Below are 23,454 nucleotides of genomic sequence, written 5' to 3'. Positions count from 1 at the left end.
TTTTTTTCAAACTAGTTTAATACTTTAACTGTAACTGTTTTACGTCCCCAGTTACTTGATGTACCTTTGTCTGGCATTAAAACATCGATTTTGTTTCCTTTAATAGCTCCACCAGTATCACCAGCGATTGCTACTCCGTAACCTTCAACCCATACTTTTGAACCTAATGGAATGACACTTGGATCAACTGCGATTAGTTTCATGTTTGGATTAGCTGTTAAGTTGTGACCTAAAGCTGATTTTACTTGGTCGCCTGCTTTATAACCATTTTCAAGTGGATCTGCTGTGTAAGCTGTTGCTACAACGCGTAACTCACGAGAAGATGATGGTGCACTTGTTTCAGTTTCTTTTGCAACAGGTTGTTGTGTAGCTGGTTTTTGAGCTTTAGCTGCTTCACGAGCTTTAGCTGCTTCTTGAGCCTCAGCTGCTTCTTGAGCTTTAGCTGCTTCACGAGCTTTAGCTGCCTCTTGAGCTTTAGCCGCTGCTTGAGCTTCAGCTGCTTCTTGAGCCTTAGCTGCTTCACGAGCTTTAGCTGCTTCTTGAGCCTTAGCTTCTGCTTGAACTTCAGCTGCTTCGCGAGCTTTAGCTTCTGCCTGAGCTTTAGCTGCCTCTTGAGCCTTAGCTGCTTCACGAGCTTTAGCCGCTGCTTGAGCTTCAGCTGCTTCGCGAGCTTTAGTTGCTTCCTCCGCTTTAGCTTTTGCTTGCGTTTCAGCTACTTCACGAGCTTTAGTTGTTGCCACGGATTTAGCTGTATCTTGAACTGTAGTTGTTTTTTCAGCTTTAACTACTGGTTGAACTTTAACTGGAGCTTTACCTGTTAAGTAAGGAACGTGAACGTAAGCTGTTTTTCCGTTATATTCAAATTGGATCCAACCATTTTCAACTTGGTGTGTTGTTTCGATTACGTCATCTTGTTTCAATTTCCCAAGAATCTCTGAGTCTGTGTTTGCACCAGCACGTACGTTTAATACGTTAGCTGTTACGTAGTAAGTGTCTTTTGTGTAGTCAGCGCTAATGAAAGCCTCCTTACCGCTATTCAATTTCACTTTTGACCATCCGTTTTCTGTATGTAAAACGTTAACTTTATATCCATCTAATAATTTTCCTACAACTTTTGATTCAGTAGTTGGGTTTTCTCGTACATTTAGTACATCAGTCGTTACGATTGTTTCTGCTTTAGCAGATGTTGTGAAAATCCCAAGACCAAAAACCGCTGCTGTTGCTATACCCATAAATTTTTTCATAATAGCCTCCATTGCATTTGTTTTCGTTGACCTCATTATAGCAACCATTATTTTCTTATTTGCGAAAAACATAAAATTACAAAGCTTTCGTAACGGGTCATTAATATTTTGTAATAATTCCAGTAATATCCTAAAAGCGCTTTCTTATAGTTTTTAGGGGAGGTTAGAGCACATGATGCATAAAAAAGGTAGTATTTCAATTTCTGATAGGTTAATAGTATTTCTATAGTATTACGTAATTATTTCGTAATCATTACAAAAATGGCGTATTTTGCTGTCGGAACAGAAAATTAGTTATGTAAAAATAACTATTTTAGTTGTGGAGAAATAAAAATGAGGTGAAATTTAATAAAATATCGCTATAATTGTTACAAAATAAGTCGAGGTATGGAAAAAATTACGCCTTGATTTTCGACTTTCACATAGTATTTTTGCAATAATAGGATTCTATAATAGGTTTAGTAGATTAAAATAATGAAAGATGTTTATAACGTGAAACATATATAATAGAAGAAACATGATTTAATAGATAAATAAAAAACGTAGGAGTGTAAACCCTACGTTTTTTATTTATTCATATCGTAAACATTCAATTGGATCCAGTTTTGCAGCTTTGTTAGCTGGTAGTAGACCGAATATAATACCGATTAACATGGAGATACCTACTGCAAGAAGTCCAAGTTCTTTTGAGACAACGAGTGGCCATCCAGCAAAGATGGAGACGATCCAAGCGAAGAAGATACCGAGCATGAAACCGATGAAACCACCGAGTCCTGTTAAAATACAAGATTCAATTAAGAATTGTGTTAATACTTTACCACGCGTTGCACCAAGAGCTTTACGAATACCGATCTCACGTGTACGCTCTGTTACAGATACAAGCATAATGTTCATTACACCGATACCACCAACAAGTAAGGAGATAGCGGCAATACCACCGAATACCATTTTCATCATACCGATTGATTCATCTAATTGCTTCGTAAATTCACCTAAGTCTTGTGCTTCGAATTTGTGCTCAAATTTAGGAGCTTTCATTTCGTTTAAAACAGAAACGGCTTGTTTTTCTACACTTTTACGTTCGGCCGGAGAGGTCATTGTTAATCTTACAGAGTCATACTCAGTTACTCCTGAAATGACAGGCGCGTTTTCAAGTGATGTATAACCCTCAGGCATAGGCATTCCAAAGTCATTTTTCGTTTCGTATACACCGACTATTTTATACGGCTTTCCTTTTATATCTGCGTATTGATTTGATTCCCAACCACTAAATAATTTGTTGAAAGCTTCTTCATTTAATATAACAGCAGGGATTGCTTGGTTTAGCTCACTGTCGTTTAATTCACGACCGTGAACTAATTTTATCTTCGAATCTGTCATAAAGGCGCCTGTTCCGCCTTTTAAATCAAGATTTACATCTTTTGAACCAGCAGATGCTTTTACTTTCATACTTACATCTGGATATACATCTTTAACGCCTGGTACAGTTTGCAGTCGGTTTAGCATATCAGCTGTAATTTTGGCATTATCTGTTCCATAGTCAGGATTGTTGTAGTAAATCGTTACTTCGTTATCTTTCCCTTGGCCTAACTCTTTTTTAAACTTTGCGTTTGTACCATCACCCATTGAAATGATAGTAATAATGGCACTAATACCGATAATAATACCTAACATCGTTAAAATAGAACGCATTTTATGAGCAAAGATAGAGGAAAGGGCCATGCGTATATTTTCACTCGTGTTCAAAATTAACCTCTCCAATCTTGGACGATATTTCCGTCACGAATTACAATTTGACGTGCTGCTGCTTCCCCAATTTCACGATCATGGGTAATCATAATGATTGTTGAGCCTTGTTTATTTAATTCGTAAAAGAGGTCCATAATTTGTGTACTTGTTTTCGTATCAAGTGCCCCCGTTGGTTCATCGGCTAAGATAAACTTCGGGTTATTTACGATTGCGCGTGCAACAGCGACACGCTGTTTTTGTCCACCTGATAATTCGTTCGGCAGGTGAGTAGCACGATCAGCTAAACCTACTTTTGTTAAAGCAGCTAATGAGCGCTCGCGCCTTTCTTTTTTATCGACTCCAGCGTAAATAAGAGGGAGCTCTACATTTTGAAGTGCTGAAAGTCTCGGTAATAACATAAAGTTTTGGAATACGAATCCGATTTCTTTATTACGTACGTGTGCAAGTTCTGTTTCAGACATGTTTGAAATGTTTTGACCAGCTAGTTCGTACGTACCTGTCGTCGGTTTATCTAAACAACCAATAATGTTCATTAATGTTGATTTACCAGAACCAGAAGGTCCCATAATCGAAGTGAATTCTCCTTGGTTCAGTGTTACGTCAATTCCGTGTAATATTTGAACGGACTCTGCACCATTTTGGAAGGATTTCGTGATGCCTTTTAAGTTAATCACTGGGCGACAACCTCCATACCATCTTTTAAGTCTTTTTCAGGTTTAGAAATAATTTCCTCTCCTTTTTTCACTCCAGAAACTTTTGCTTCGCTATCAGTCTCGAATTCAACAGTAACTGTTTGTTCTTTCGCTTTACCGTCTTTTACAACAAACACAACATTTTTATCACCTTTTTTCACGATGCTGCTTTTCGGAACAATTGTACCAGTTGCTTCGCCAGATTTACTTGTTACGTAAACGTGGAAGCCGTTTTGTAATTCTTCACTATTATCTAAAGTGACAGTGAATTGATAGTTAGAAACTGTTTTGTTTTCGTCCATACTCTTTAATGGAGTAGAACCGATTTCTGTTACTTTTCCTGTCCAAGTCTTACCAGCAACGGTTTTTGATGAAACAGTAACTTCTTGCCCAACTTTCATACTAGCAAGCTCATATTCAGAAAGTTGACCTTTTACTTTAAATGGACCAGCATGACGAAGTGTAATACCGCTCATACCTGTTTTTTCGTCAGCGACTTTTACGATATCATCAATTACGCCATCAGCAGGACTCGTTACAGAAAGTGTGTTTACTTTCTCTTTTGCTGCTTTAATCATTTCATCAGCTTTTTCAACTTCAAACTTTTTCATTTCAAGCTGTGATTCTAATTGTTGTACCTCGATTTCTGATGCTTTTAATGCTTCAGCAGGAAGACCTGCATTTTTATCTTTTTGTAATTTTTGTTTCGCTGCATCAATTTGTTTTTGGAATAATGTTACTTCTTTTTGGGCGATTTTCTTTTGCATTTCTGCTTCAGTTACACCTTGTTTCGCAGTAGGGTCATTGTATTTAAAAAGGAGTTGCCCTTTTTTTACTTCATCACCTTTTTTTACAGCTAATTCATACGTACCTTTTGTTGGATCAAATGAAATTGTTTCAATTCCGTTTGGAATGACTTCACCGCCAAATTTTTGCGCGTTTTCAATCTGTTTTTCTGTTACTTTATATCCGCTATATGCCATTGCTACTTCTGAACCGCCGCCAGCAAATGCAAAGTATGATCCAGCTGCAATTCCGATTGCTACTACACTAGTAATTAACACTTTATTTTTCTTCTTCATCTATTTATCACCTTTTCGTTCGTTTTAGTATCTACATTAAGTATAGAAGAGGGAAAGAATCTGACAAATCGTTTTAGCTTACAATAACCTTACAGTTTTGTAAGGTATGAATATGCAAATGTAAGGTAGAGCTTGTCCCAGTGTAAGCAAATGAATTGACGCGTGTTTTTTTCTTACAATAATATTGTATGAAGGAGAGGAGGAAGGAAGATGGAAGCTTATTTTAGTGCGCATCCATTAAAACCGTTTATTCCCTACTCAAGGCAACATGCCATTATATTATTTATTCTGTTGGTGGGAATCGTTTTTTTATATCAATACCAAGATGTATTACGTCAAAATGAGTGGAATATAACGGTTCGATATGCGATTGCATTTCTATTTATAGGGAGTGAAATTGGACTTCATATGTGGGAGTGGAAAGCAGGGATTTTTGAGCTAGCCACTTCATTACCGTTTGAGTTATGTACGATTAGTTTGTTGTTAGCGTCAATTATGATCATAACGAAAAGTTACCGTATATATGAGATTGTATTTTTTACAGGAATTATTGGTGCATCACAAGCCATTTTAACGCCAAACTTGCAATATGCTTTTCCGCATTTTCGGTTCATTGAATATTTTATCGCGCATATATTGCTCATTTGGGCGCCACTCTTTATGACTTGGGTGGAAGGATATCGTCCGACAGTACAGTCTATTAAACGCACAATGATATTTTTAAACATATTGATTCCGATTGTTTCGTTTGTAAATTACAAAACAGGTGGTAATTATATGTTTTTAGCCCATAAGCCAGAAACAGCTTCATTACTTGATATGTTAGGACCACATCCTTACTATATTATTTCATTAGAACTCGCAGCGCTTATTGGATGTTTTATTTTGTATATGCCGTTTGCGAAAAGAGAAAAACAGTTACACAAAGAATCGTTAGGGTCATAACCTAGCGATTTTTTATATATTAAATATTTACAATTCAGAAAATTAAGAATAAAATTAGAGAGTAAATTATATAAAGAGAGAAGGGAAAACGTGGTCAAAAAAGTTTTTCTGAATGGGATGGAAGTGACGATTCAATTTCTTATTTCGATTTTGGGTATTATTTGTTTAGGGACATTGCCGAAACTATTTTATGGATTTGAGCTGCATGCATCACAGTACATACAGAGTTTACAAGAAGTGTTTGTGAATTTAATGGACATCTCCAATTTTAAATATGTGGGAGATAAATTTTTATTTCCACAGTTGTTTGTCCATTATAAAGAAACGATTATTATTTTTTTAGCTACTTTTTTCATTTCATTATTTGTAGCATTTTGTATTGTTTATGTGATTATGAGTAGTTCACCGCGTATACAACATCGAATTAAATCATTTCTTATCTTCCTAGAATCCATTCCAGATATCCTTCTTATTTTAGTATCACAAATTTTAGTTGTATGGTTTTTTAAACAAACAGGTTTTTTACCTTTTCAAATTGCGTCAATTGGAGGCGAGTCGATTAGAGGGTTGCCAATATTGTGTTTGAGCATCCCGACTACGATTATGTTTGTAAAAATGGTCGTGCTTCGTTTTGAAAATGAACTAGAAAAAGATTATGTACTATTTGCTAAGGCGAAAGGGCTGGGGCGCTTTCATATTTTAAATCGTCATATTTTACGAAATGTGTTGCTTAGTACATTATTCTTTGCGAAAACGAATATCTTTTTTATGTTATCTAATTTATATATTATAGAATGGATTTTTAATACGGGTGGTATTTTTATGTTTTTGAAATCGTATGAGGGTATTAGAGTTGAAGTTTTTATCGTGAGTGTACTGCTTATTTATATTCCGATTTTTATTTTATTTAAATTGTTTCATTATCTCATTCCGGCTGCGATGAAGGAGAGATTATAATATGTGGACGTATATAAAACGTGATAAAAGATTTTGGATAAGTATTGGGTTTCTTCTTCTATTAGTTCTTTTGAGCATCGGAAATACGTTATGGAATGATGGACATATTAGACAAGTTACATTGCAATATGATGCGGATGAAAATCCACAAGTGCCACCGTTTCCACCTTCATTACAATTTTTACTCGGGACAGATCGGAAAGGGTATGACCTGTTACATTTAGTCATTGAGGGCGCGAAATGGACGGTTGGTATATCTATTTTAATTGCGGCACTTAGAATGGTAATAGGTGTATTTTTCGGTGTCGTGCTCGGAACGTACATAAAAAGAGGGTTTTCAAAAATTGAGGCGTTCTTTGATAGTTTTACAGTTATTCCGACAGTTATGATTGCGTATTTTTTTCTTCAATTTGCAAGTACATTTGGAAGTGGGGAGGAAACAACAACCTTTTTTGAAAGGGCTTCGTTTCAAGTTGTCTTACTTGTAATGCTTGTAATGCCAGTTATTGCACTGTATGTTGCGAAGGAAGTTCGAAAATTGCGAACGGAAGAATTTGTTGATGCCGCGCGCATATTAGGTGGATCGAGAAGACATATTGTTATAAAGCATCTTTTCCCGCATCTTTATATGACGTTTATACTTGTATTTTTTCAGCAGTTTACGCAGACTCTTACTATTTTAATGCACTTAGGGTTACTAGAAATATTCTTTGGCGGAACGGTTAAGTTTTTAGGACCGATAGAAGAAATAGAATCTTATACACATGAATGGTCAGGGTTAATTGGAGTCTATTTTAGATCATTGACAGTGAATCCGTGGATCCCTCTCGTTCCGATTACATTTTTTGGACTTACTATTTTTTCAGGAAATATGATTGTAAAAAGTATCGAAGAGGCGATGATGAAAGTAAGGTTAGGAGGAGAGATGAAGAAGGACGTTGTAAAAGAGGAACAATCTGCTGTGCAGTCAAAAGAAGAGTTATTTACTTTTAAGCATACGATGTGAAAATAAAAAGTAGCAAGCATGTATTTCCTGCTTGCTGCTTTTCTTTATTTTGTAGAAACTTCGCCTTCAGCTTCTGTTTGCGGAATAAAGTATCCGATTATACCACCGATGATTGCTGGGATAATCCAGCCAATTCCTAAATTATAAAAAGGAATGGTGTGTACAATATTCGCGATAAAACTTGGTATCATTTCCACATTATCAAGTGCATGAATACAACTAATAAGGAATGCTGCAATCATTGCCCCGATGTAGACAGAAGGTTTACGTTTCGTATATTTATCAATAAATGATACGAAAATTAAAATAATCGTAATTGGATATAGAATAATTAATACAGGCAAAGTAATTTTAATTAGTAAACTTAATCCTAAGTTTGAAATCACGAAGCTAAAAATACAAACGTATAGTACGAGCTTTTTGTAAGAAACATTTGTTAGTACTGTTGCGAAATAGTTTGCAAATGCACTTACAACACCAATTGCTGTCGTTAAACAAGCGAAGATAATGGCGATGCTTAATAAAACATTACCGCTTGTCCCAAAGAAGTGGTACATAACAGTCGCTAATAGTTGACCACCGTTCTCGAATTGTCCTAAGTTGCCGTTTGAAGCACCGATATAACCAAGTAAGAAGTACACAATTGTTAAAAATAGAGCGGCAATGCTTCCGCAAATAATTGTATATTTCGCAATTGATTTCTTCTCTTGTATACCGTTTTGGCGAATTGCATTTACAACAATTGTTGATAGTACGAGTGCACCGATTGCATCTAACGTTAAAAATCCTTCAAGAAATCCTTTGAAAAACGGAATTTCTTTATAGTCACCAACAGGTTCTGCAAACGTTCCTGGTGAAAGAATTGCTTTTGTTGCCATAATCGCAATAATTCCAAGTAAAATTGGTGTTAATATTTTTCCGATATGATCTACTAATTTTGATGGATTTAATGATAAGAAGTAGACGACTGTAAAGAAAATCGCACTAAAGATTAACATAGAGTACCATTGGTCTGGGAAAAGTGGTGCAATCCCAATTTCGTAAGATACAGATCCAGTTCGTGGAATAACAAATAGTGGGCCGATTGAAAGATAAATAATGATAGCAAATATTGCTGCGAATTTTGGGTGAACACGGCTTGCTAAAGTGTTAAAACTACCACCGGCAAGGGCAACAGCGACGATAGCTAGTAAAGATAAACCGACGTCTGTAATAATAAATCCTGTAATGGAAATCCACATATTTTCTCCGGAAGAAAGACCGAGAAGGGGCGGGAAAATCATATTACCAGCACCGAAGAAAACTGCGAATAGTAGTAAACTAATCGAAAGTATTTGCGCTGGTTTTAAAGTTGTACGCATATAAAGAAAATCCTCCTAATGAGTGTTTTTGTCGAAAATTCAAATAATTTGTCGAGTAACTGTTATTATTTTAAAGGTCTGATGACTAGAAAGCAATAGGGAATTTTGAAAAAATTAAAAAATAATGCATTAAATCGAATAAATATACTATTTATATGTTTAATAGGAAGGATTTAACTTATAGCGTAAAAAAACACATATCACTAGGATACGTGTTTTAAAAAAATATTTTTTTATCACGTTCTTCTTTTAAAATTTCAACCGCTTCTCGGAAACGTTGTGAATGGACGATTTCTCGTTCACGTAAGAAGCGTAGGCTGTCATTTATATCTGGATCATCTGATAAGTTAATAAGCCATTGATATGTTGCGCGTGCTTTTTCTTCAGCCGCAATATCCTCGTATAGGTCGGCAATTGGATCACCTTTAGCCTGTATATAGGTTGCAGTAAATGGAACACCGGCAGCGTTATGGTAGTGGAGTGCACTATCATGATCAGCGTAATGAGGGTCAAGACCAGCAGCTTTCATTTGTTCAGGAGTCGCATCTTTCGTCAGCTTATAAACCATTGTAGCAATCATTTCAAGATGAGCAAATTCTTCTGTACCAATATCAGTAAGTAGGCCAATGACTTTGTCAGGAATTGTATAACGTTGATTTAAGTAACGGAGTGCAGCAGCTAATTCTCCATCTGCACCGCCGTATTGTTCAATTAATAATTTTGCAAGTGCTGGATTGCAAGTTCCTACTTTAACAGGGTATTGTAATTTTTTTTCATAAATCCACATAGTTTCTCTCCTTTATATTTGCCATGGCCAAGGACCTTTGCTCCATTCCCAAGGGGCATTAGAATAGCTGTTTCCAAACTGTTGGAGTGGCCCGTATTTTTCTTCCATCTTTTGTTTTAATACTCTTCGTTTATAGGAAAAGTCATTAAATTGATTAATCGCGGCAGTGTCATCTGGATGTGTATCTAAATAAAGAGTGAGTTCGACTAGTACAAAGTCTAGTTCTTGAAGCTCCAGTAACAGCTTATAATATTCTTCTGGTAGCGATTGAGTCACGTCAGTAGTCACCGCCCTTTTTTATAAGAATTTTCATAATAGTCATAAAAAACAGGCCATAAAGTCCCTTTTTGTAGCGCTTCTTTTGGCGTAAATTGTGGTAAGTTTGGCGGTTGAAAGCCTAAAAATAAATTAGGAGGAGTAGAGTAAAATTTTTTTCCGATAGGAGGGCAAGGATCTTGAGGACTATGATAGGGCACGAATGATCTCATATATTTATTCACGAATAAACCTCCTTACATGTTCATTACTACGTATTGTATTCAGACATAATGAGCATTTATGACACATATAAAAAAGTAATAGGTACGGGGGGAATGAATGTGGAGACTGTGAAACAATTCATTGTATTGAAAGTGAAAAACTTAAAGGAAACGTTATATTTTTACGAAGGGATTTTAGGAATTAAACCTAGTTTAGAAAGACCACAATTAGATGTAACGGGGGTTTGGTATGATGCCGATTCAACGAGAATTAGTTTTGTTATGAATCGCATGTTAGGTGGGCAGGAAAAAAGTGTTACAGATTCATGTAAGGATTTAACATTTACGATTTCTGACATAGAGAAATTGAAAAAGAAGCTAGCGTTTTATGAAATTTTATATACAGAAAATGAATGCGCGAGGAGTATTGTAGTACAAGACCCAGATGGATATAAACTTCAAGTGGTAGAGAAGGATGAATAGACGGAGGGGATTTGGTGGAGAGAAGTTATGAAGAAAGTGCGTTGTTTGAGCATCAATTTTGGCTAAAGGTACTTACTGATCATGCGCAGTTTTTACTTGATGCGTTAGCTCCAAAGGAAAAAGAAGATATAAAGAAAGCTACTTATTTTGTTGAAACATTTACGAATCTGTTAAATAAAGTTCGTAATGTGAATCTCGTGACATTTTCCAAAGAGGCAGAACAAGCAGCTAAGGAGATCCGGACGTTTAAATTAAATATTATACAGAAACAGTTGGAAGGGAAAATTACAATTCATTTTACGCCGACTTTTATTAATCATATGGTAAACGAAGTGGAAGAGTATATAACGGTTTTAGAGTTTTTGAAGAAGGGGGAAATTCCACCTGTTTTTCATGAACTTCATTATCATCTCGTTTGGTTAACAGATGCAGCTGGTCATGCAGGCTCTATTTCTGGTGGGTTAGATCTTGTTGAAAAAAGATTAAAAGAGAAAAGCGAAGAATTTACGAAGCATTTTGAACAATTTTACTTAAAGGCGGTTGAGATGACTGGATATTTACGAACAGAGCTTCATCATTTTCCTGCATTAAAGAAGTTTACAAAAGATGTTTCACTTGAACTAAAATTATTTTCACATTTTTTACATGAAGTGGAAGAACTCGAGTTATCAAATGAAGTATTAAGTGTATTATCAGCGAGAATGGCAGATCATATGGCAAGGGAAGAATGTTATTATTTATTAAAATTAGCTCAATCATCTGGACTCGAAATGCCGAAATGTAATCCGCTTTAAAGAAAAAGAGGTCAATTTTATTTGGCCTCTTTTTCTGTTTTATTGTCTCTTTTTATTTTTGCTTGTTCAATACTTGCTTGTAATGTCTCCATAATATTGATGATGTTTGGAGCAGGAGAGATTGTTTCCGTTTTTTCCTGTTGTTCAATTTTCTCTTCGATTAATTCGGTAAGGGCTTCTTTATACTCATCTGTATACATTTCTTGTTCAAAAGGATTTGTAAGGTGGTGAATTAAGTTGATTGCTGCGGTGAGTTCTTGTTTTTGGATAGGATAATTTTCATTACTTGGTAAGTTAGGTGTATTTGTTATATCGCGAATTTCATTAGGGTAGTGAATAGTTTGCAACATAAGTCCATCTTCAAAGTTACGGATAATAGCTAAATGTTGTTTTTTTCTAATGGAAATATGGATAAGACCAAGTTTATTTGTACGCTCAAGGGCTTCTTTTAATAATAAATACGATTTTTCATGTCCCGGGGTAGGGCCTATAAAATAAGAGCGGTCATAGAGAATAGAATCAATTTCGTTATTTTGAACAAAAGATATAATACGAATAGATCGTGGTTCGTGAGCTTTTTGCAACGCAGCTAATTCTTTTTCATCCATAATAATGTATTTATGGGGGGCGTATTCATAGGCTTTTACAATATCTTTATCATCGACTTCTTCATCCGCACAATCGGGAGCGAATTTTTTATATTTAATAGGTGTTAAGCATTCTTTATGGAGACTTAAAAATTTTATATCGTTTTCTTCTACGGCGCTATATAGTTTAATTCCTATATTTAATAGTCCAAGTGAAAGTGCACCTTTCCATACGGTATGCAAATGAAATCTCTCCTTTCATTCAAAAATGATTATGTATATTATGAGATAGTAAGAAATTTCCTATACGTTTTTTGTTTTTTACAGAAGGGATTGGAATATAAAATATATTGACAAGCCCTCTAAAATATTTTAATGTGATTGTATAAAATTGTGTATATAAAGGGGAGTAACTTATTACAGTAAAGTCGTCATTACAGGGAGAAACCCTCGGCTTTATTGGCAACGTTTCGTTGTTAGTGAGACCTTTACCAGCAATGGTAAAGGCCCCTTATTGTCTTTTTTAGGACCCTTACCATATTTGGTAGGGGCCTTTTTGTATACAAAGAGAGGAGAAATAAAAATGAAAAAACTTATTAGTAGATTAAGAGTTGTATTTCATGTTCGCCGATTTGTTCCATTCCTATTTGACTTTTTTACTTCAAAAGAGGTTTCAATAAAGAAGAAAATCTTATCCATTGCTTTTTTAGTTGGTTATGTAGCGATGCCTCTCGATTTAATTCCAGACTTCTTACCGTTCATCGGTATTTTAGATGATATTGGGATTGTGTTATTTATTTTGAACCGAATTGTAAAAATGGCGCCAGTTCAATTACAAGAAAAGCATAACGTAAATGTAGGATAGGAGTTAAAATATGGAGCAAATTATTTTAGATATAATTGAGTTTTTAAAGCAGTTTTCTTATTTTGGAGTTGTATTGGCTTTAACGTTTGAATTTATTCCCGCAGAAGTTGTTTTGCCTATGGTTGGATATTGGGTGTACGAGGGTGATATGAATTTTTGGCTAGCTGTATTAGCTGGAACGCTTGGTGGAACGACAGGACCGTTAACGTTATACGCACTCGGTTATTACGGTGGTCGTCCTCTATTAATAAAGTACGGGAAATACTTCTTTATTAAAGAAGAACAAATCCAAAAAGCAGATGATTTCTTTGAGAAATATGGACCAGTTGTAGCATTTGTTGGACGCTTTGTACCTGGCGTTCGAACGCTTATTTCTGTTCCATGTGGTATGGCGAAAATGAACATATGGAAATTTAGTATATATACATTTGTAGCAATGTTCCCGTTAACAACTTTATATGTCTATTTTGGAATGAAATTAGGTCCGCATTGGGAAAAAGCGGCGGATGTTGTGGGGCAATATATGCTACCGATATTACTAGTCGTCGTTATCGTTGTCGGTGGTATTTTAATCTATAAATTTATGAAGAAAAGGAACAGAACGGAATCTATTTAGTCATTTGAATATTTTTTGAAAATAAATGAATAGTACAGGCAAAAGACTCTGAAGGACATACACATATAGGGAATATAAAAGAGAGAGGGGAAACAACTATGTCTTGTGAGTGCTCAGGGGCAGCATTAACTTGTTGTCCAGATAAAAATTATGTACAAGATAAAGTGTGTAGTCCGTGGTCTGCTACTGTAGTTGCAACAGCAATTGATAATGTTCTCTATACAAATAATATTAACCAAAACGTAGTGGGGACTGGTTTTGTTAAATATGATGTTGGACCAGGACCAATTACTGTAGAGGCGCTTGATTCTGCTGGTACTGTAATAGATACACAAACATTAAACCCAGGAACGAGTATCGGGTTTACGTATCGGCGTTTTGACATTATACAAGTTGTGTTACCTGCAACACCTGCTGGAACGTATCAGGGAGAATTTTGTATTACAACACGTTATCCACTTTCATAGCAGAATAGGAGAGGATCAAAATGGGAATAAGAAGTTCCAGTTTGTCTTGTTGTTCTAATAAAACGCTTGTACAAGATCAAGTATGTACAGACTGGTCTATTACAGGTGCTGGTACTCAAATTGTATATACAAATAATATTACGCAAGAAGTATATGGTTCAGGTTACGTGAAATATGATGTAGGTGCGGCTCCAATTACAGTTGATTTTTTAGTAGGTGCTACAGTAATTGATACAATTACCGTACAACCACAAAGTAGTGGTACTTTCACTGTACGATATTTTACGACTGTTCGAATTACTACAACAGGAACAACTGTTAATCAAGGTGAGTTTTGTATTACAGTACGTTATCCGATTTCATAAAAAAGCATACCGCAAATGGTATGCTTTTTTAATTGAGGAAGTAATAAGATTGGTATTTTATAAACAACATGTAAATTGGCAACAGTACTTGCCTTCTAAATATAGTGAAGGGTTATGTTGGATATTAGCAATATTAACTGACTGTAAGTCTTTTCCTGTGTACGATATTGTATTACCAGGAAACACAGTGAAAATATTGGTTACTGCTCCAACGATTTCAATGGTAATTGCTTCTGTGCTGCTAGTACTATTGTAAACCGAGACAGTGCCTGATATAGGCAGCATTCCATCACTTTGCCACAGTATCATCGATTGTGATTCATCTTTGGCGGAGGGAATGTTGTTATTCGTTATAAGGAAATTTCCTGCAAATTCATTTGTTACTCGCTCGCAATCTGGATCTGGAGGAGGGGGAGGTGGACAAGGATCTGGGCAAATGATAGACAAAGGAGCAAAACAGCCAATGTTTTTTTTATTCTTCAATACACCCCCCTCCTTTTTAAGTAGTCTTTTACTACTATTAAATGTGGAAGCATGGCCGATGTGTTAAAAAAAGAAGAAATTGTTAAAAATTAAGATTGTCTAATAGGCTGAAACCTTAAATTATTATTCATGTTATAGAAAAGATTATATGTGAATAGACATGGGAAAAGAATGCTCAGACTCTTTTAGACAAAAAGTGGTTGTATACAATAGTAAGAAGAAAGTTGAACTTAACCTTTAATTAACTGTATATTTACAAAAATCTAATAAAATTCATTTGTTATTTAAACGACATTAATAAGCTTTAGATAAAATATCCCTTGTAATGAATCGATTATTATGAGGAGGATTCACGTGGACAGAATGGTTTTGCGAAAAGTAAAAGGTCTTATTGGATTATTAATGGTTTTTGTATTAGCATTTGTATCATTTCCGTGGGGTACATCAATTAAAGCGGAAGAGAAGAAGCAAGAAAAGGCACCGAGTGAGAAGAAGATCGTTTTTCCGGTTGTAAGTGATGTACATATTAAGAATAGTGGAACAGATGATACGTTTCGCTGGAAACGAGCAATCGAGCAACTGAATACACTTGCACCTAAACAAGATGCGTTTGTAATTGTGGGAGATTTTACTGATTCAGGATCACTGCAACAATATGATCGTTTCATGCAAGTGTATAATGAAAATGCAAATAAAGATGCAGTGCGAATGAATTCTCTAGGAAATCATGATTATTGGAACGGTTTATCTGTAGAGGGCGCACAGAAGCGTTTCTTAGAAAAGACAGGAATGGAATCAATTTATTATCATAAAGTGGTAAAAGGGTATCACTTCCTTGTTATGTCTCCAGAGGACGGGACAACTCATGGATATTATTCGGACAAGCAAATTAATTGGTTAAAAGAAGAAATGGCAAAGGCACAAAAAGATGATCCAGAAAAACCAATTTTCGTATTTTTACACCAACACATTAAAGAGACAGTTTACGGTAGTCATGAATGGGGAACAAAAGATAGCGCAAAAATTAATACGGTATTAAAAGAATATCCGCAGGCTATTACGTTTTCAGGTCATTCACATTATCCGTTAGATGATCCAAGATCGATTCATCAAAAAGACTTTACATCAGTTGGTACATCTTCTATAAGTTACATGGAAGTTGAAGGTGGTAAAGTACAAGGGAATATCCCGCCAGGAGCTAGCACATTAAGCCAAGGCTTATTAGTAGAAGTAGACGATAAAGAAGTAACGATCAATCGCCGTGATTTCCATACAAATTCTTGGACAGGCGAGCCTTGGAAAATTAAATTACCAGCAAAGAAAGACACATTTACACATATAGAAGATCGTGATAAAGAAAAGCCATACTTTGCTAAGGATGCAAAGCTTGCGGTATCAAATGTAACAGAAAATGCGGCAACAGTAACATTTCCACAAGCATTGGACAACCTTCTTGTACATTCTTATCGTGTACAAGCTAGAGATAAGCAAACGGGAGAAATAAAGAATAAATTGTTAGCATTCTCAGAGTTTTATCGTGATCCAGTGCCGAAAGATCTTACGTTTACGCTTGCAGGGTTAGATGGTGGAAAAACATATATGCTTGAAGTAGTTGCAATCGATTCGTTCGGTAATGAAAGTGCGCAGCCGTTAACGGCAGAAGTTACTACGAAAAAAGATAATATTGATCCGAATGTAAAAGTGCCAAAGGCTGATGTTTTCGATGTGAACTTTGCAGATGGTACATTTAAAGACAATTCACCATTTGCTACAAAAGGTGATGTGAAGGGCAATGTGACTATTGAATATGATAAAGCATTGAAAAAGAATGTTATGAAATTAAACGGAAAAGCAAACACATTTGGATACCTTCCATTTTCAGCAGCACAAAAAGAGAAAGTAGCAAATACGTTCACGCTAGAAACTGTATTTTCAATGAATGAAATTCGCGGACAAGGTATTTTGCAAAATACAGAGAGTGGCGGAATTGGTTTTGAATCTACAGGAAGTGGATATGTTGAATTATGGGCTCACATTGGCGGCAGTTATAAACGCGTTGGCGTTCAATTAGAAGCAAACAAAACATATCACTTAACAGGAACGTATAACGGAAGCGAAGTAGCTATTTATGTCGATGGTAAAAAAGTAAATAGCCAACCAGCTACAGGGAAAGTGTCTCATCCGAACGTACCATTTGCATTTGGAGCTGACCCTGATAGCAAAGGAAATGGTGGTATTCCGTTGAACGGACAAATTGCGCTTGCGAGATTATATAGTAAAGCGTTAAGTTCTTCAGAAGTATTAGCGGCGTACAATGAGTTTTCTAACCGCACAAAGTTAGAGCAAGTGAACGCGTTATATGAAGAGCTTGGAAAAGTGAAAGAAGTGTTAGCTGGTACGTATGAATTTGGTGATAAGCCAGGTCAATATTCAAAGGAAGCATTTCAAGAATTAGAGAAAAGCTATAATAATGCAAAGCAAGCATTTGAAAATGTAGGGAGTACGGGAGAGCAAATCGTTCAAACGTATAACGAATTAAAAACAGCTAATGTAACATTTGTACAATCTAAAGTAGTAGAACAACCGAAAACACCGAAAGAAAAATTACAAATCAATATTGAATCTGCAAAAGCAGTAGTGAAAAAAGCGCAAGATGCAAATGTAACGGACGGTTCAGTGAAAGCACTGAGTCAAAAAATTACAGTGGCCGAAGCTGTAGTGAAAGATGTAAAAGTAAAAGATGCACAGGTAGAAACGATGAATCGTACATTAGAGTATACGATTTCACTTGTTGAAAAAAGCATAAACAAATAAGAGAGAAGAAAAGAAGCTTATCATGATAGGCTTCTTTTTTGTTATACTAAAAATAGCATAGAAAAAAGGAGCGAATAATTTGGAAGAGAAAAAGCTAAAAAGAATTCTTGAATATGTATGGATCGCGGTTGTGCTCCTTGTAGGATATTATTTCTTAAAAGAAAAAAGTATATGGGTTCTATTTTTAATGACGTTTTTATTAGCAGGTTTAGGCACGTTATTTATTAACTTCTTTTTTGATAGTTTAAATGCATGGAAGAAGAAAAAGAAGGGAACGAAGTAAAGGAGGGAATATATGCAAAAGTGGAAGCTTATATATCAGGTGATTATTTTTCTATTGCTTGTAGGTATTGGCGTTTTTAAATACGCAACACCAATAGGAAATTGGGCATCGTTTACAGCTTGCATCGGCATATTTTTCATTTTACAATCGTTAACGAAAAAATATAATAGTATAGAAAGATAGCTCGCCGCTAAAACGGCGAGCTATTTTGTTATGCTTTTTTCTTTTCATCATTCGTTTTTTCGGTAGCTAAGTGACTATGCTTTCTAGAGTAGAAGAAATAGAAGCATAAGCCGACTATAAGCCAAACGGCAAAGCTAATCCATGTTGTTTTAGACAAATTGATCATTAAATATAAGCAACAAAGAATTGCGACAACTGGTAGTACAGGTACGAAAGGTGTGCGGAATCCGCGTTTTAAGTCAGGGTGTGTTTTTCGTAAAATAAGTACTGCGCAGCAAACGAATGTAAAGGCTGTTAATGTCCCGATGTTTACTAAGTTCGCTAATACATGCAGGTCTAAAAGTCCTGCTAATAAAGCGGCAACAACACCAGTAATCCACGTATTTAATAAAGGGATTTTCACTCTTTTATTTACACGTGCTAACGCTTTTGGAAGTAAACCGTCACGGCTCATCGCATACGAAACGCGAACTTGTCCATACATAACGACTAAGAGAACGGTCGTCATTCCAGTCATCGCTCCAACAGCGAGTAGTCCTGCAATTGTATCCTCGCCAACGAAATGTAAGGCAAATGCAACTGGATCAGAAACATCTAATTGTGTATAAGGAACCATACCTGTTAAAACGAAAGATACAATCATATATAAAACAGTACAAATAAGAAGGGAACCGATAATGCCAATTGGTAAATCGCGCTGTGGTTTTTTCGTTTCTTCCGCAGCAGTTGCGATTGCATCAAAGCCTAAGAAGGCGAAGAATACAGTGGCAGCTCCAGTAATAATACCGTCGTATCCGAATGGAATGAACGGCGTCCAATTTTCAGGCTTTACATATTTTGCACCTGCTACGATAAAGGCGATAATAACAGCTAGCTTGATAAGAACCATAATATTATTAATGCGTGCGCTTTCGCGTATACCAAAACTTAAAAGCCCCGTAATGATGAGTAAAATACAAACAGCTGGTAAATCGATGAGACCACCTTTTCCTACGCCAGGTGCTGAGGCGACTATGGCGGGCAGATGGACGTTAAATCCTTGTAGTAAAGATTGTAAATAACCAGACCAACCGACAGCTACTGCTGCGACTGCAAGTAAATATTCGAGCATTAAACACCATCCGACGATGAAGGCGACGACTTCACCGACTGTCATGTATGCGTAAGTATACACACTTCCTGAGACAGGAATAGAAGAAGCAAATTCAGCATAACAAAAGGCTACACAAGCACAAGTAAATGCAGCAATAAGAAATGATAGCATAATACCAGGACCAGAATGTTTCGCTGCAACAATACCTGTTAATACAAATATACCTGTCCCAATTACGGCGCCAATTCCTAAAAACGTTAAATCAAGTGCGGTTAATGTTCTCTCTAACTGCCGTGGTGATTCAGTACTAAGCGCTTTTTTTCGTAATAATGACTTCACTTTGGACTCTCCCCCCGTTTTTTCATTTCCATAACTGTGAATGTAGTATGAGCCCACTAGAAAAGAGTATGTAAGTAAATGGAGGTACAGTTATGGTGCATAGTTTTTTAAAATTGCTGGATTAATCTTAATATAATTCAGAATATTTTGTCAAATAAAAATATGACAAATAAAATGCAGATGAATAGGAGAAACTACTTGCAGGAATGGACGAGGGTTATAAATTTACTTTGGATGGAGAAAACCCACTGATCAAAGTTAAAGTAGGAGAAGATGTTATGTTATTTTATTTTGAACTTGTCGTCATTTTACTTTGTACGAAATTAGCTGGTGATATTAGCGTGAGGCTTGGCCAGCCTTCTGTACTTGGTAAATTAATTATCGGTATTATTATCGGTCCAGCTGTACTTGGTATTATAAATAGTTCTGAATTAATCGATGAATTGAGTGAGATTGGTGTTTTACTACTTATGTTTATGGCTGGACTTGAAACAGATTTAGAAGAGTTAAATCGGAATTTGAAATCGTCATTTGCAGTAGCAGCTGGTGGAATTATTTTTCCTTTCATCGGTGGTTATGTAACAGGATTGCTGTTTGGATTAATACAATCTCATGCCATTTTTTTAGGATTATTACTTTGCGCAACGTCAGTTAGTATTACAGTGCAAACGCTAAGAGATTTAGGGAAAATGAATACGAGAGAAAGTACAACGATTTTAGGTGCTGCCGTATTTGATGACGTCATCGTCGTTATTTTATTAGCGTTTGTTATGAGCTTTTTAGGAACGCAAGATGTGAATATAACACTTGTTATCGTAAAGAAAATTATCTTCTTTGTTAGCATTGTTTTTATTGCATGGAAAGTTGTTCCCTGGATTATGAAAATGCTCGTGCCGCTTCGTGTAACAGAAGCGTTAATTAGCGCGGCTCTTATTATTTGCTTCTCTTTTTCTTATTACAGTGAAATGATGGGAATTGCAGGCATTATTGGAGCATTTGCAGCCGGAATTGCCATTTCTCAAACAGAGTATAAGCACGAAGTAGAACATAAAATTGAACCGATTGCGTATGCAATATTTGTACCGGTGTTCTTCGTAAGTATCGGAATGGAAATTACATTTCAAGGTATCGGAAGCCAACTTTGGTTCATTATCATCATGACGCTTATTGCGATTTTCACAAAGTTAATTGGATCCGGTTTAGGAGCAAGACTAACAGGATTCAATCTTCAATCTTCTATTAGTATCGGTGCGGGAATGGTATCGCGTGGTGAAGTAGCACTTATCATCGCAGCGAATGGACTTACGGCGAATTTATTAGCGAAAGAAAATTTCACAGCGATTGTTATTGTTGTTATATTGACAACGATTATTACCCCGCCGCTTTTGAAGAAGTATTTTGTATAGAGAGGAAGAGCTTACCTGATGTAGGTAAGCTCTTTTTTATTGGAACAAGCAATAGTCATGTGGCATGAAAGGTTTGTAATTATGGTAAAATCTATGTATGTGATATGACAAGGAGAGGGATGTGTTTGAGGATTACGAAGGAAAAGATTATAGGTGTAATTATACTTCTTTTATTGTGCATACCATTTACTGCATGGAAAGAATCAAAAGTGAAAGATTTTCCGGTTTCTATTTTCTCGGAAGAAGCAGATGGTGAGTACGATCAGAAGCTGAAATATACTGCTTTTTTACCTGATGTTGCGATTTGGATGAACGGTTGGGAAAAGAAGTGGACAGAAGGGGAAAGAACTGTTTATCAAAAAGGGAATCGCATTGTAAATGTGTTTCATCCTCCTGGCGATGATGGTTTTTACCTTCTTGAAGCAAGAGAAAATAAGTGAACGCAACCGTAAGAAGTGGAGGTTAAATAGTGAAAGCTTCAACATTACTATTTAAAATTGAAAGTAATATGGATCAATTTTCACCAGCTGAAAAAAAGGTTGCCATGTACATAATGGAGAATGCAGAGATTGTTCCGAACTTAACGACGAAAGAAGTGTCAACGAATGCAGGTGCAAGTGAAGCGAGTGTTGTTCGTTTTTGTAAGTCGATTGGGATTGGGAGCTTTAAAGCATTTAAAATCGCGCTCGTTCGTGAATTAACGATTGCTGATTATAATATTAATGATTTTTCAGTGATGAATACGGAAGATGGCCCGTACGACTTGTTTAATAAAGTTACGTATGTGAATAAAGCTGCAATTGAGGCGAGCGTGACGGCTATTGATAAGAAGGAGCTTGAGAAAGCAGCGGATCGTATTGTAAATGCGGATAAAATTATATTTTACGGAGTAGGTGGATCAGCAACTCCAGCAATGGACGGGGCTTATAAATTTACAAGACTCGGATTTACTGCAATGATGCTATCTGATTTTCATATGATGTTGCCGCTTGTGACGAATTTAAAAGAAGGCGATATATTTGTGGCGATTTCAACATCTGGTCGTACGAAAGATGTACTTGAAATGGCGCAATATGCGAAGAGACAGGGTGCAACAGTTATTGCGATTACAAAGCTTGATCAATCATCACCGTTATATAAAGAGGCGGATATTCGTCTTTGTATGCCAGATGTAGAACAAGATCATCGCATTGCAAGTATTGCTTCAAGAATGACGCAATTGAACATGATAGATGCTCTATATGTGATTACCTTTAATCGCATTGGTAATAAAGTGCTAGATCAATTTATGGATACAAGAGAAGAAGCTTTGCGATTACGGAAGCTGAAATGAAAAGATGGGGAAACCCATCTTTTTTGCATACGGACGGACATAAATTCGTCATGAAAAGAAATTAAATTTCATAAAATAATAAAGTGATATTGATTTTAAATTTCTTAAAGTTATAATGAAAGTATGAAATTAAATTTCAAAGTAGGTGGGAATATGTTAGAAAATTTATCGACAGAACATCGCAATGAGAAGACGATGAATTTAGATGAGATGAGCATAAAAGAAGTTTTGCAAAGTATGAATGAAGAAGATCGAACTGTTGCATTAGCAGTTGAAAATGAAATAGAACAAATTGAAAAGGTTGTAGGGGCTGTTATTCAATCTTTCGAAGAAGAGGGCCGATTAATTTACATTGGGGCTGGTACGAGTGGCCGTTTAGGTATTTTGGACGCAGTGGAATGTCCGCCGACATTTGGCACAGACGATAAAATGGTGCAAGGATTTATAGCAGGTGGATTGAAAGCGTTTACTAAAGCGGTAGAAGGTGCAGAAGATCGCGAAGAATTAGCAGAAGAAGATTTGAAAAGTATTGGATTAAATGAGAAAGATACAGTGATTGGAATTGCAGCAAGTGGTCGAACTCCTTATGTTATTGGTGGCTTGAAGTACGCGAATAGCGTAGGAGCGAGTACAGCTAGTATCTCCTGTAATAAAAATGCTGAAATAAGTAAATATGCAAAACTAAACGTGGAAGTAGAAACAGGCGCAGAAATTTTAACAGGATCAACGCGTTTGAAAGCTGGTACAGCGCAAAAACTAGTGCTGAATATGATTTCAACAGCTTCTATGATTGGTGTTGGAAAAGTATATAAAAATTTAATGGTAGATGTTCAATCTACAAATGAAAAGTTAATAGAACGATCAAAACGAATTATTGTGGAAGCAACAGGGGTTAGTTATGAAGTAGCAGCAGAGCATTATGAAAAAGCAGAACGTAACGTGAAAGCTGCGATTGTTATGGTGTTATTGCAGTGTGAGTATGGGGAAGCACTGGAGAAACTAAAAGAAGCAAAAGGGTTTGTGAAGAAGGCACTATAAATA

Annotated in this window: 27 protein-coding genes; 16 read left to right on the top strand and 11 right to left on the bottom strand. The window is 36.0% G+C overall.

The window, feature by feature from the left end; translation table 11 throughout:
* Positions 1-11: 11 nt before the first annotated feature.
* From entC to QCI47_RS23970, 4 genes are all read right to left on the bottom strand, one after another.
* Positions 12-1,367 carry a cell wall-binding protein EntC gene (gene entC / locus QCI47_RS23985; protein WP_309422414.1) on the bottom strand — a complete coding sequence of 452 codons (1,356 nt, stop codon included), beginning with the start codon at positions 1,365-1,367 and terminating at the stop codon, positions 12-14.
* Positions 1,368-1,814: 447 nt separating this feature from the next.
* On the bottom strand, positions 1,815-2,966 hold the full coding sequence (locus tag QCI47_RS23980; protein WP_001996759.1) for an ABC transporter permease: 1,152 nt from the start codon (positions 2,964-2,966) through the stop codon (positions 1,815-1,817).
* 26 nt (positions 2,967-2,992) lie between these two features.
* Positions 2,993-3,667 (bottom strand): ABC transporter ATP-binding protein, encoded by a 675-nt coding sequence (locus QCI47_RS23975; protein WP_000609099.1) that lies wholly within the window; start codon positions 3,665-3,667, stop codon positions 2,993-2,995.
* Entirely contained in the window at positions 3,664-4,767 is a 1,104-nt protein-coding gene (locus tag QCI47_RS23970) for an efflux RND transporter periplasmic adaptor subunit (RefSeq protein WP_000728818.1), read from the bottom strand. Before QCI47_RS23970 ends, QCI47_RS23975 begins: the two co-directional genes overlap by 4 nt.
* 210 nt (positions 4,768-4,977) lie before the next feature.
* Between QCI47_RS23970 and QCI47_RS23965 the strand changes: the two genes are divergently transcribed.
* The 3 genes from QCI47_RS23965 (at position 4,978) to QCI47_RS23955 (ending at position 7,675) form a co-directional block, all read left to right on the top strand.
* Positions 4,978-5,712 (top strand): YwaF family protein, encoded by a 735-nt coding sequence (locus QCI47_RS23965; protein WP_061131360.1) that lies wholly within the window; start codon positions 4,978-4,980, stop codon positions 5,710-5,712.
* A 90-nt stretch (positions 5,713-5,802) separates the two neighbouring features.
* Positions 5,803-6,669 carry an ABC transporter permease subunit gene (locus tag QCI47_RS23960; RefSeq protein ID WP_309422410.1) on the top strand — a complete coding sequence of 289 codons (867 nt, stop codon included), beginning with the start codon at positions 5,803-5,805 and terminating at the stop codon, positions 6,667-6,669.
* A gap of 1 nt (position 6,670) precedes the next feature.
* Positions 6,671-7,675 carry an ABC transporter permease gene (locus QCI47_RS23955; RefSeq protein ID WP_061131362.1) on the top strand — a complete coding sequence of 335 codons (1,005 nt, stop codon included), beginning with the start codon at positions 6,671-6,673 and terminating at the stop codon, positions 7,673-7,675.
* A gap of 44 nt (positions 7,676-7,719) precedes the next feature.
* On the opposite strand, the gene brnQ2 is transcribed toward QCI47_RS23955, so the two are convergent.
* The 4 genes from brnQ2 to QCI47_RS23935 all read right to left on the bottom strand — a co-directional run bounded on the left by brnQ2 (position 7,720) and on the right by QCI47_RS23935 (position 10,323).
* Complete coding sequence (gene brnQ2, locus QCI47_RS23950; RefSeq protein ID WP_061131363.1) at positions 7,720-9,036, bottom strand: branched-chain amino acid transport system II carrier protein BrnQ2; 1,317 nt, start codon at positions 9,034-9,036, stop codon at positions 7,720-7,722.
* 217 nt (positions 9,037-9,253) lie between these two features.
* Entirely contained in the window at positions 9,254-9,823 is a 570-nt protein-coding gene (cotJC, locus tag QCI47_RS23945) for a spore coat protein CotJC (RefSeq protein WP_000265273.1), read from the bottom strand.
* A gap of 12 nt (positions 9,824-9,835) precedes the next feature.
* Complete coding sequence (locus tag QCI47_RS23940; RefSeq protein ID WP_000194491.1) at positions 9,836-10,099, bottom strand: spore coat protein CotJB; 264 nt, start codon at positions 10,097-10,099, stop codon at positions 9,836-9,838.
* Between the two features lie 8 nt (positions 10,100-10,107).
* Positions 10,108-10,323, bottom strand: coding sequence for a spore coat associated protein CotJA (locus QCI47_RS23935; RefSeq protein WP_353811966.1), 216 nt, complete (start codon positions 10,321-10,323; stop codon positions 10,108-10,110).
* 48 nt (positions 10,324-10,371) lie between these two features.
* On the opposite strand from QCI47_RS23935, the gene QCI47_RS23930 reads away from it, so the two are divergent.
* Together QCI47_RS23930 and QCI47_RS23925 are read left to right on the top strand one after the other, a co-directional pair.
* Positions 10,372-10,785, top strand: coding sequence for a VOC family protein (locus QCI47_RS23930; RefSeq protein WP_139303523.1), 414 nt, complete (start codon positions 10,372-10,374; stop codon positions 10,783-10,785).
* A gap of 14 nt (positions 10,786-10,799) precedes the next feature.
* Positions 10,800-11,579, top strand: coding sequence for a DUF2935 domain-containing protein (locus QCI47_RS23925; protein WP_309422408.1), 780 nt, complete (start codon positions 10,800-10,802; stop codon positions 11,577-11,579).
* Between the two features lie 17 nt (positions 11,580-11,596).
* On the opposite strand, the gene ku is transcribed toward QCI47_RS23925, so the two are convergent.
* The gene (ku, locus tag QCI47_RS23920; protein WP_163072640.1) at positions 11,597-12,409 is read right to left on the bottom strand and encodes a non-homologous end joining protein Ku; all 813 of its coding nucleotides are present in this window, start codon (positions 12,407-12,409) and stop codon (positions 11,597-11,599) included.
* A gap of 340 nt (positions 12,410-12,749) precedes the next feature.
* On the opposite strand from ku, the gene QCI47_RS23915 reads away from it, so the two are divergent.
* From QCI47_RS23915 to QCI47_RS23900, 4 genes are all read left to right on the top strand, one after another.
* Positions 12,750-13,031: a YkvA family protein gene (locus QCI47_RS23915; RefSeq protein WP_000733844.1), complete on the top strand. Its 282-nt coding sequence runs from the start codon at positions 12,750-12,752 to the stop codon at positions 13,029-13,031.
* A 10-nt stretch (positions 13,032-13,041) separates the two neighbouring features.
* Complete coding sequence (locus QCI47_RS23910; protein WP_000435019.1) at positions 13,042-13,647, top strand: DedA family protein; 606 nt, start codon at positions 13,042-13,044, stop codon at positions 13,645-13,647.
* Between the two features lie 98 nt (positions 13,648-13,745).
* Positions 13,746-14,114 (top strand): DUF3992 domain-containing protein, encoded by a 369-nt coding sequence (locus tag QCI47_RS23905; RefSeq protein ID WP_001277529.1) that lies wholly within the window; start codon positions 13,746-13,748, stop codon positions 14,112-14,114.
* A 20-nt stretch (positions 14,115-14,134) separates the two neighbouring features.
* Positions 14,135-14,479, top strand: coding sequence for a DUF3992 domain-containing protein (locus QCI47_RS23900; RefSeq protein WP_061131367.1), 345 nt, complete (start codon positions 14,135-14,137; stop codon positions 14,477-14,479).
* 57 nt (positions 14,480-14,536) lie between these two features.
* Here QCI47_RS23900 and QCI47_RS23895 read toward each other — a convergent pair whose 3' ends face one another.
* On the bottom strand, positions 14,537-14,962 hold the full coding sequence (locus QCI47_RS23895) for an S-Ena type endospore appendage (RefSeq protein WP_000791313.1): 426 nt from the start codon (positions 14,960-14,962) through the stop codon (positions 14,537-14,539).
* Between the two features lie 354 nt (positions 14,963-15,316).
* Here QCI47_RS23895 and QCI47_RS23890 point away from each other — a divergent pair, with 354 nt between their 5' ends.
* From QCI47_RS23890 to QCI47_RS23880, 3 genes are all read left to right on the top strand, one after another.
* Positions 15,317-17,776: a LamG-like jellyroll fold domain-containing protein gene (locus QCI47_RS23890; protein ID WP_071741524.1), complete on the top strand. Its 2,460-nt coding sequence runs from the start codon at positions 15,317-15,319 to the stop codon at positions 17,774-17,776.
* Between the two features lie 79 nt (positions 17,777-17,855).
* Positions 17,856-18,059: a hypothetical protein gene (locus QCI47_RS23885; protein WP_000391504.1), complete on the top strand. Its 204-nt coding sequence runs from the start codon at positions 17,856-17,858 to the stop codon at positions 18,057-18,059.
* Positions 18,060-18,071: 12 nt separating this feature from the next.
* Positions 18,072-18,242 (top strand): hypothetical protein, encoded by a 171-nt coding sequence (locus tag QCI47_RS23880; protein ID WP_061131370.1) that lies wholly within the window; start codon positions 18,072-18,074, stop codon positions 18,240-18,242.
* Between the two features lie 28 nt (positions 18,243-18,270).
* Here QCI47_RS23880 and bcaP read toward each other — a convergent pair whose 3' ends face one another.
* On the bottom strand, positions 18,271-19,674 hold the full coding sequence (gene bcaP / locus QCI47_RS23875; protein ID WP_000838731.1) for a branched-chain amino acid transporter BcaP: 1,404 nt from the start codon (positions 19,672-19,674) through the stop codon (positions 18,271-18,273).
* Positions 19,675-19,952: 278 nt separating this feature from the next.
* On the opposite strand from bcaP, the gene QCI47_RS23870 reads away from it, so the two are divergent.
* The 4 genes from QCI47_RS23870 (at position 19,953) to murQ (ending at position 23,451) form a co-directional block, all read left to right on the top strand.
* A complete protein-coding gene (locus tag QCI47_RS23870) occupies positions 19,953-21,080 on the top strand; it encodes a cation:proton antiporter (protein ID WP_000899800.1) in 1,128 nt (375 codons plus the stop codon).
* A 125-nt stretch (positions 21,081-21,205) separates the two neighbouring features.
* Positions 21,206-21,520 carry a hypothetical protein gene (locus QCI47_RS23865; protein WP_001223240.1) on the top strand — a complete coding sequence of 105 codons (315 nt, stop codon included), beginning with the start codon at positions 21,206-21,208 and terminating at the stop codon, positions 21,518-21,520.
* 29 nt (positions 21,521-21,549) lie between these two features.
* A complete protein-coding gene (locus tag QCI47_RS23860; RefSeq protein ID WP_000648162.1) occupies positions 21,550-22,413 on the top strand; it encodes a MurR/RpiR family transcriptional regulator in 864 nt (287 codons plus the stop codon).
* 153 nt (positions 22,414-22,566) lie between these two features.
* Positions 22,567-23,451 carry an N-acetylmuramic acid 6-phosphate etherase gene (murQ, locus tag QCI47_RS23855; protein ID WP_000892362.1) on the top strand — a complete coding sequence of 295 codons (885 nt, stop codon included), beginning with the start codon at positions 22,567-22,569 and terminating at the stop codon, positions 23,449-23,451.
* Positions 23,452-23,454: the final 3 nt, after the last annotated feature.

This window comes from Bacillus cereus group sp. RP29 (assembly GCF_040459765.1).
Classification (GTDB): Bacteria; Bacillota; Bacilli; order Bacillales; family Bacillaceae_G; genus Bacillus_A; species Bacillus_A paranthracis.
The sequence above is the reverse complement of the archived record's forward strand: the minus strand, read 5'-3'. Positions and strand labels throughout refer to the sequence as shown.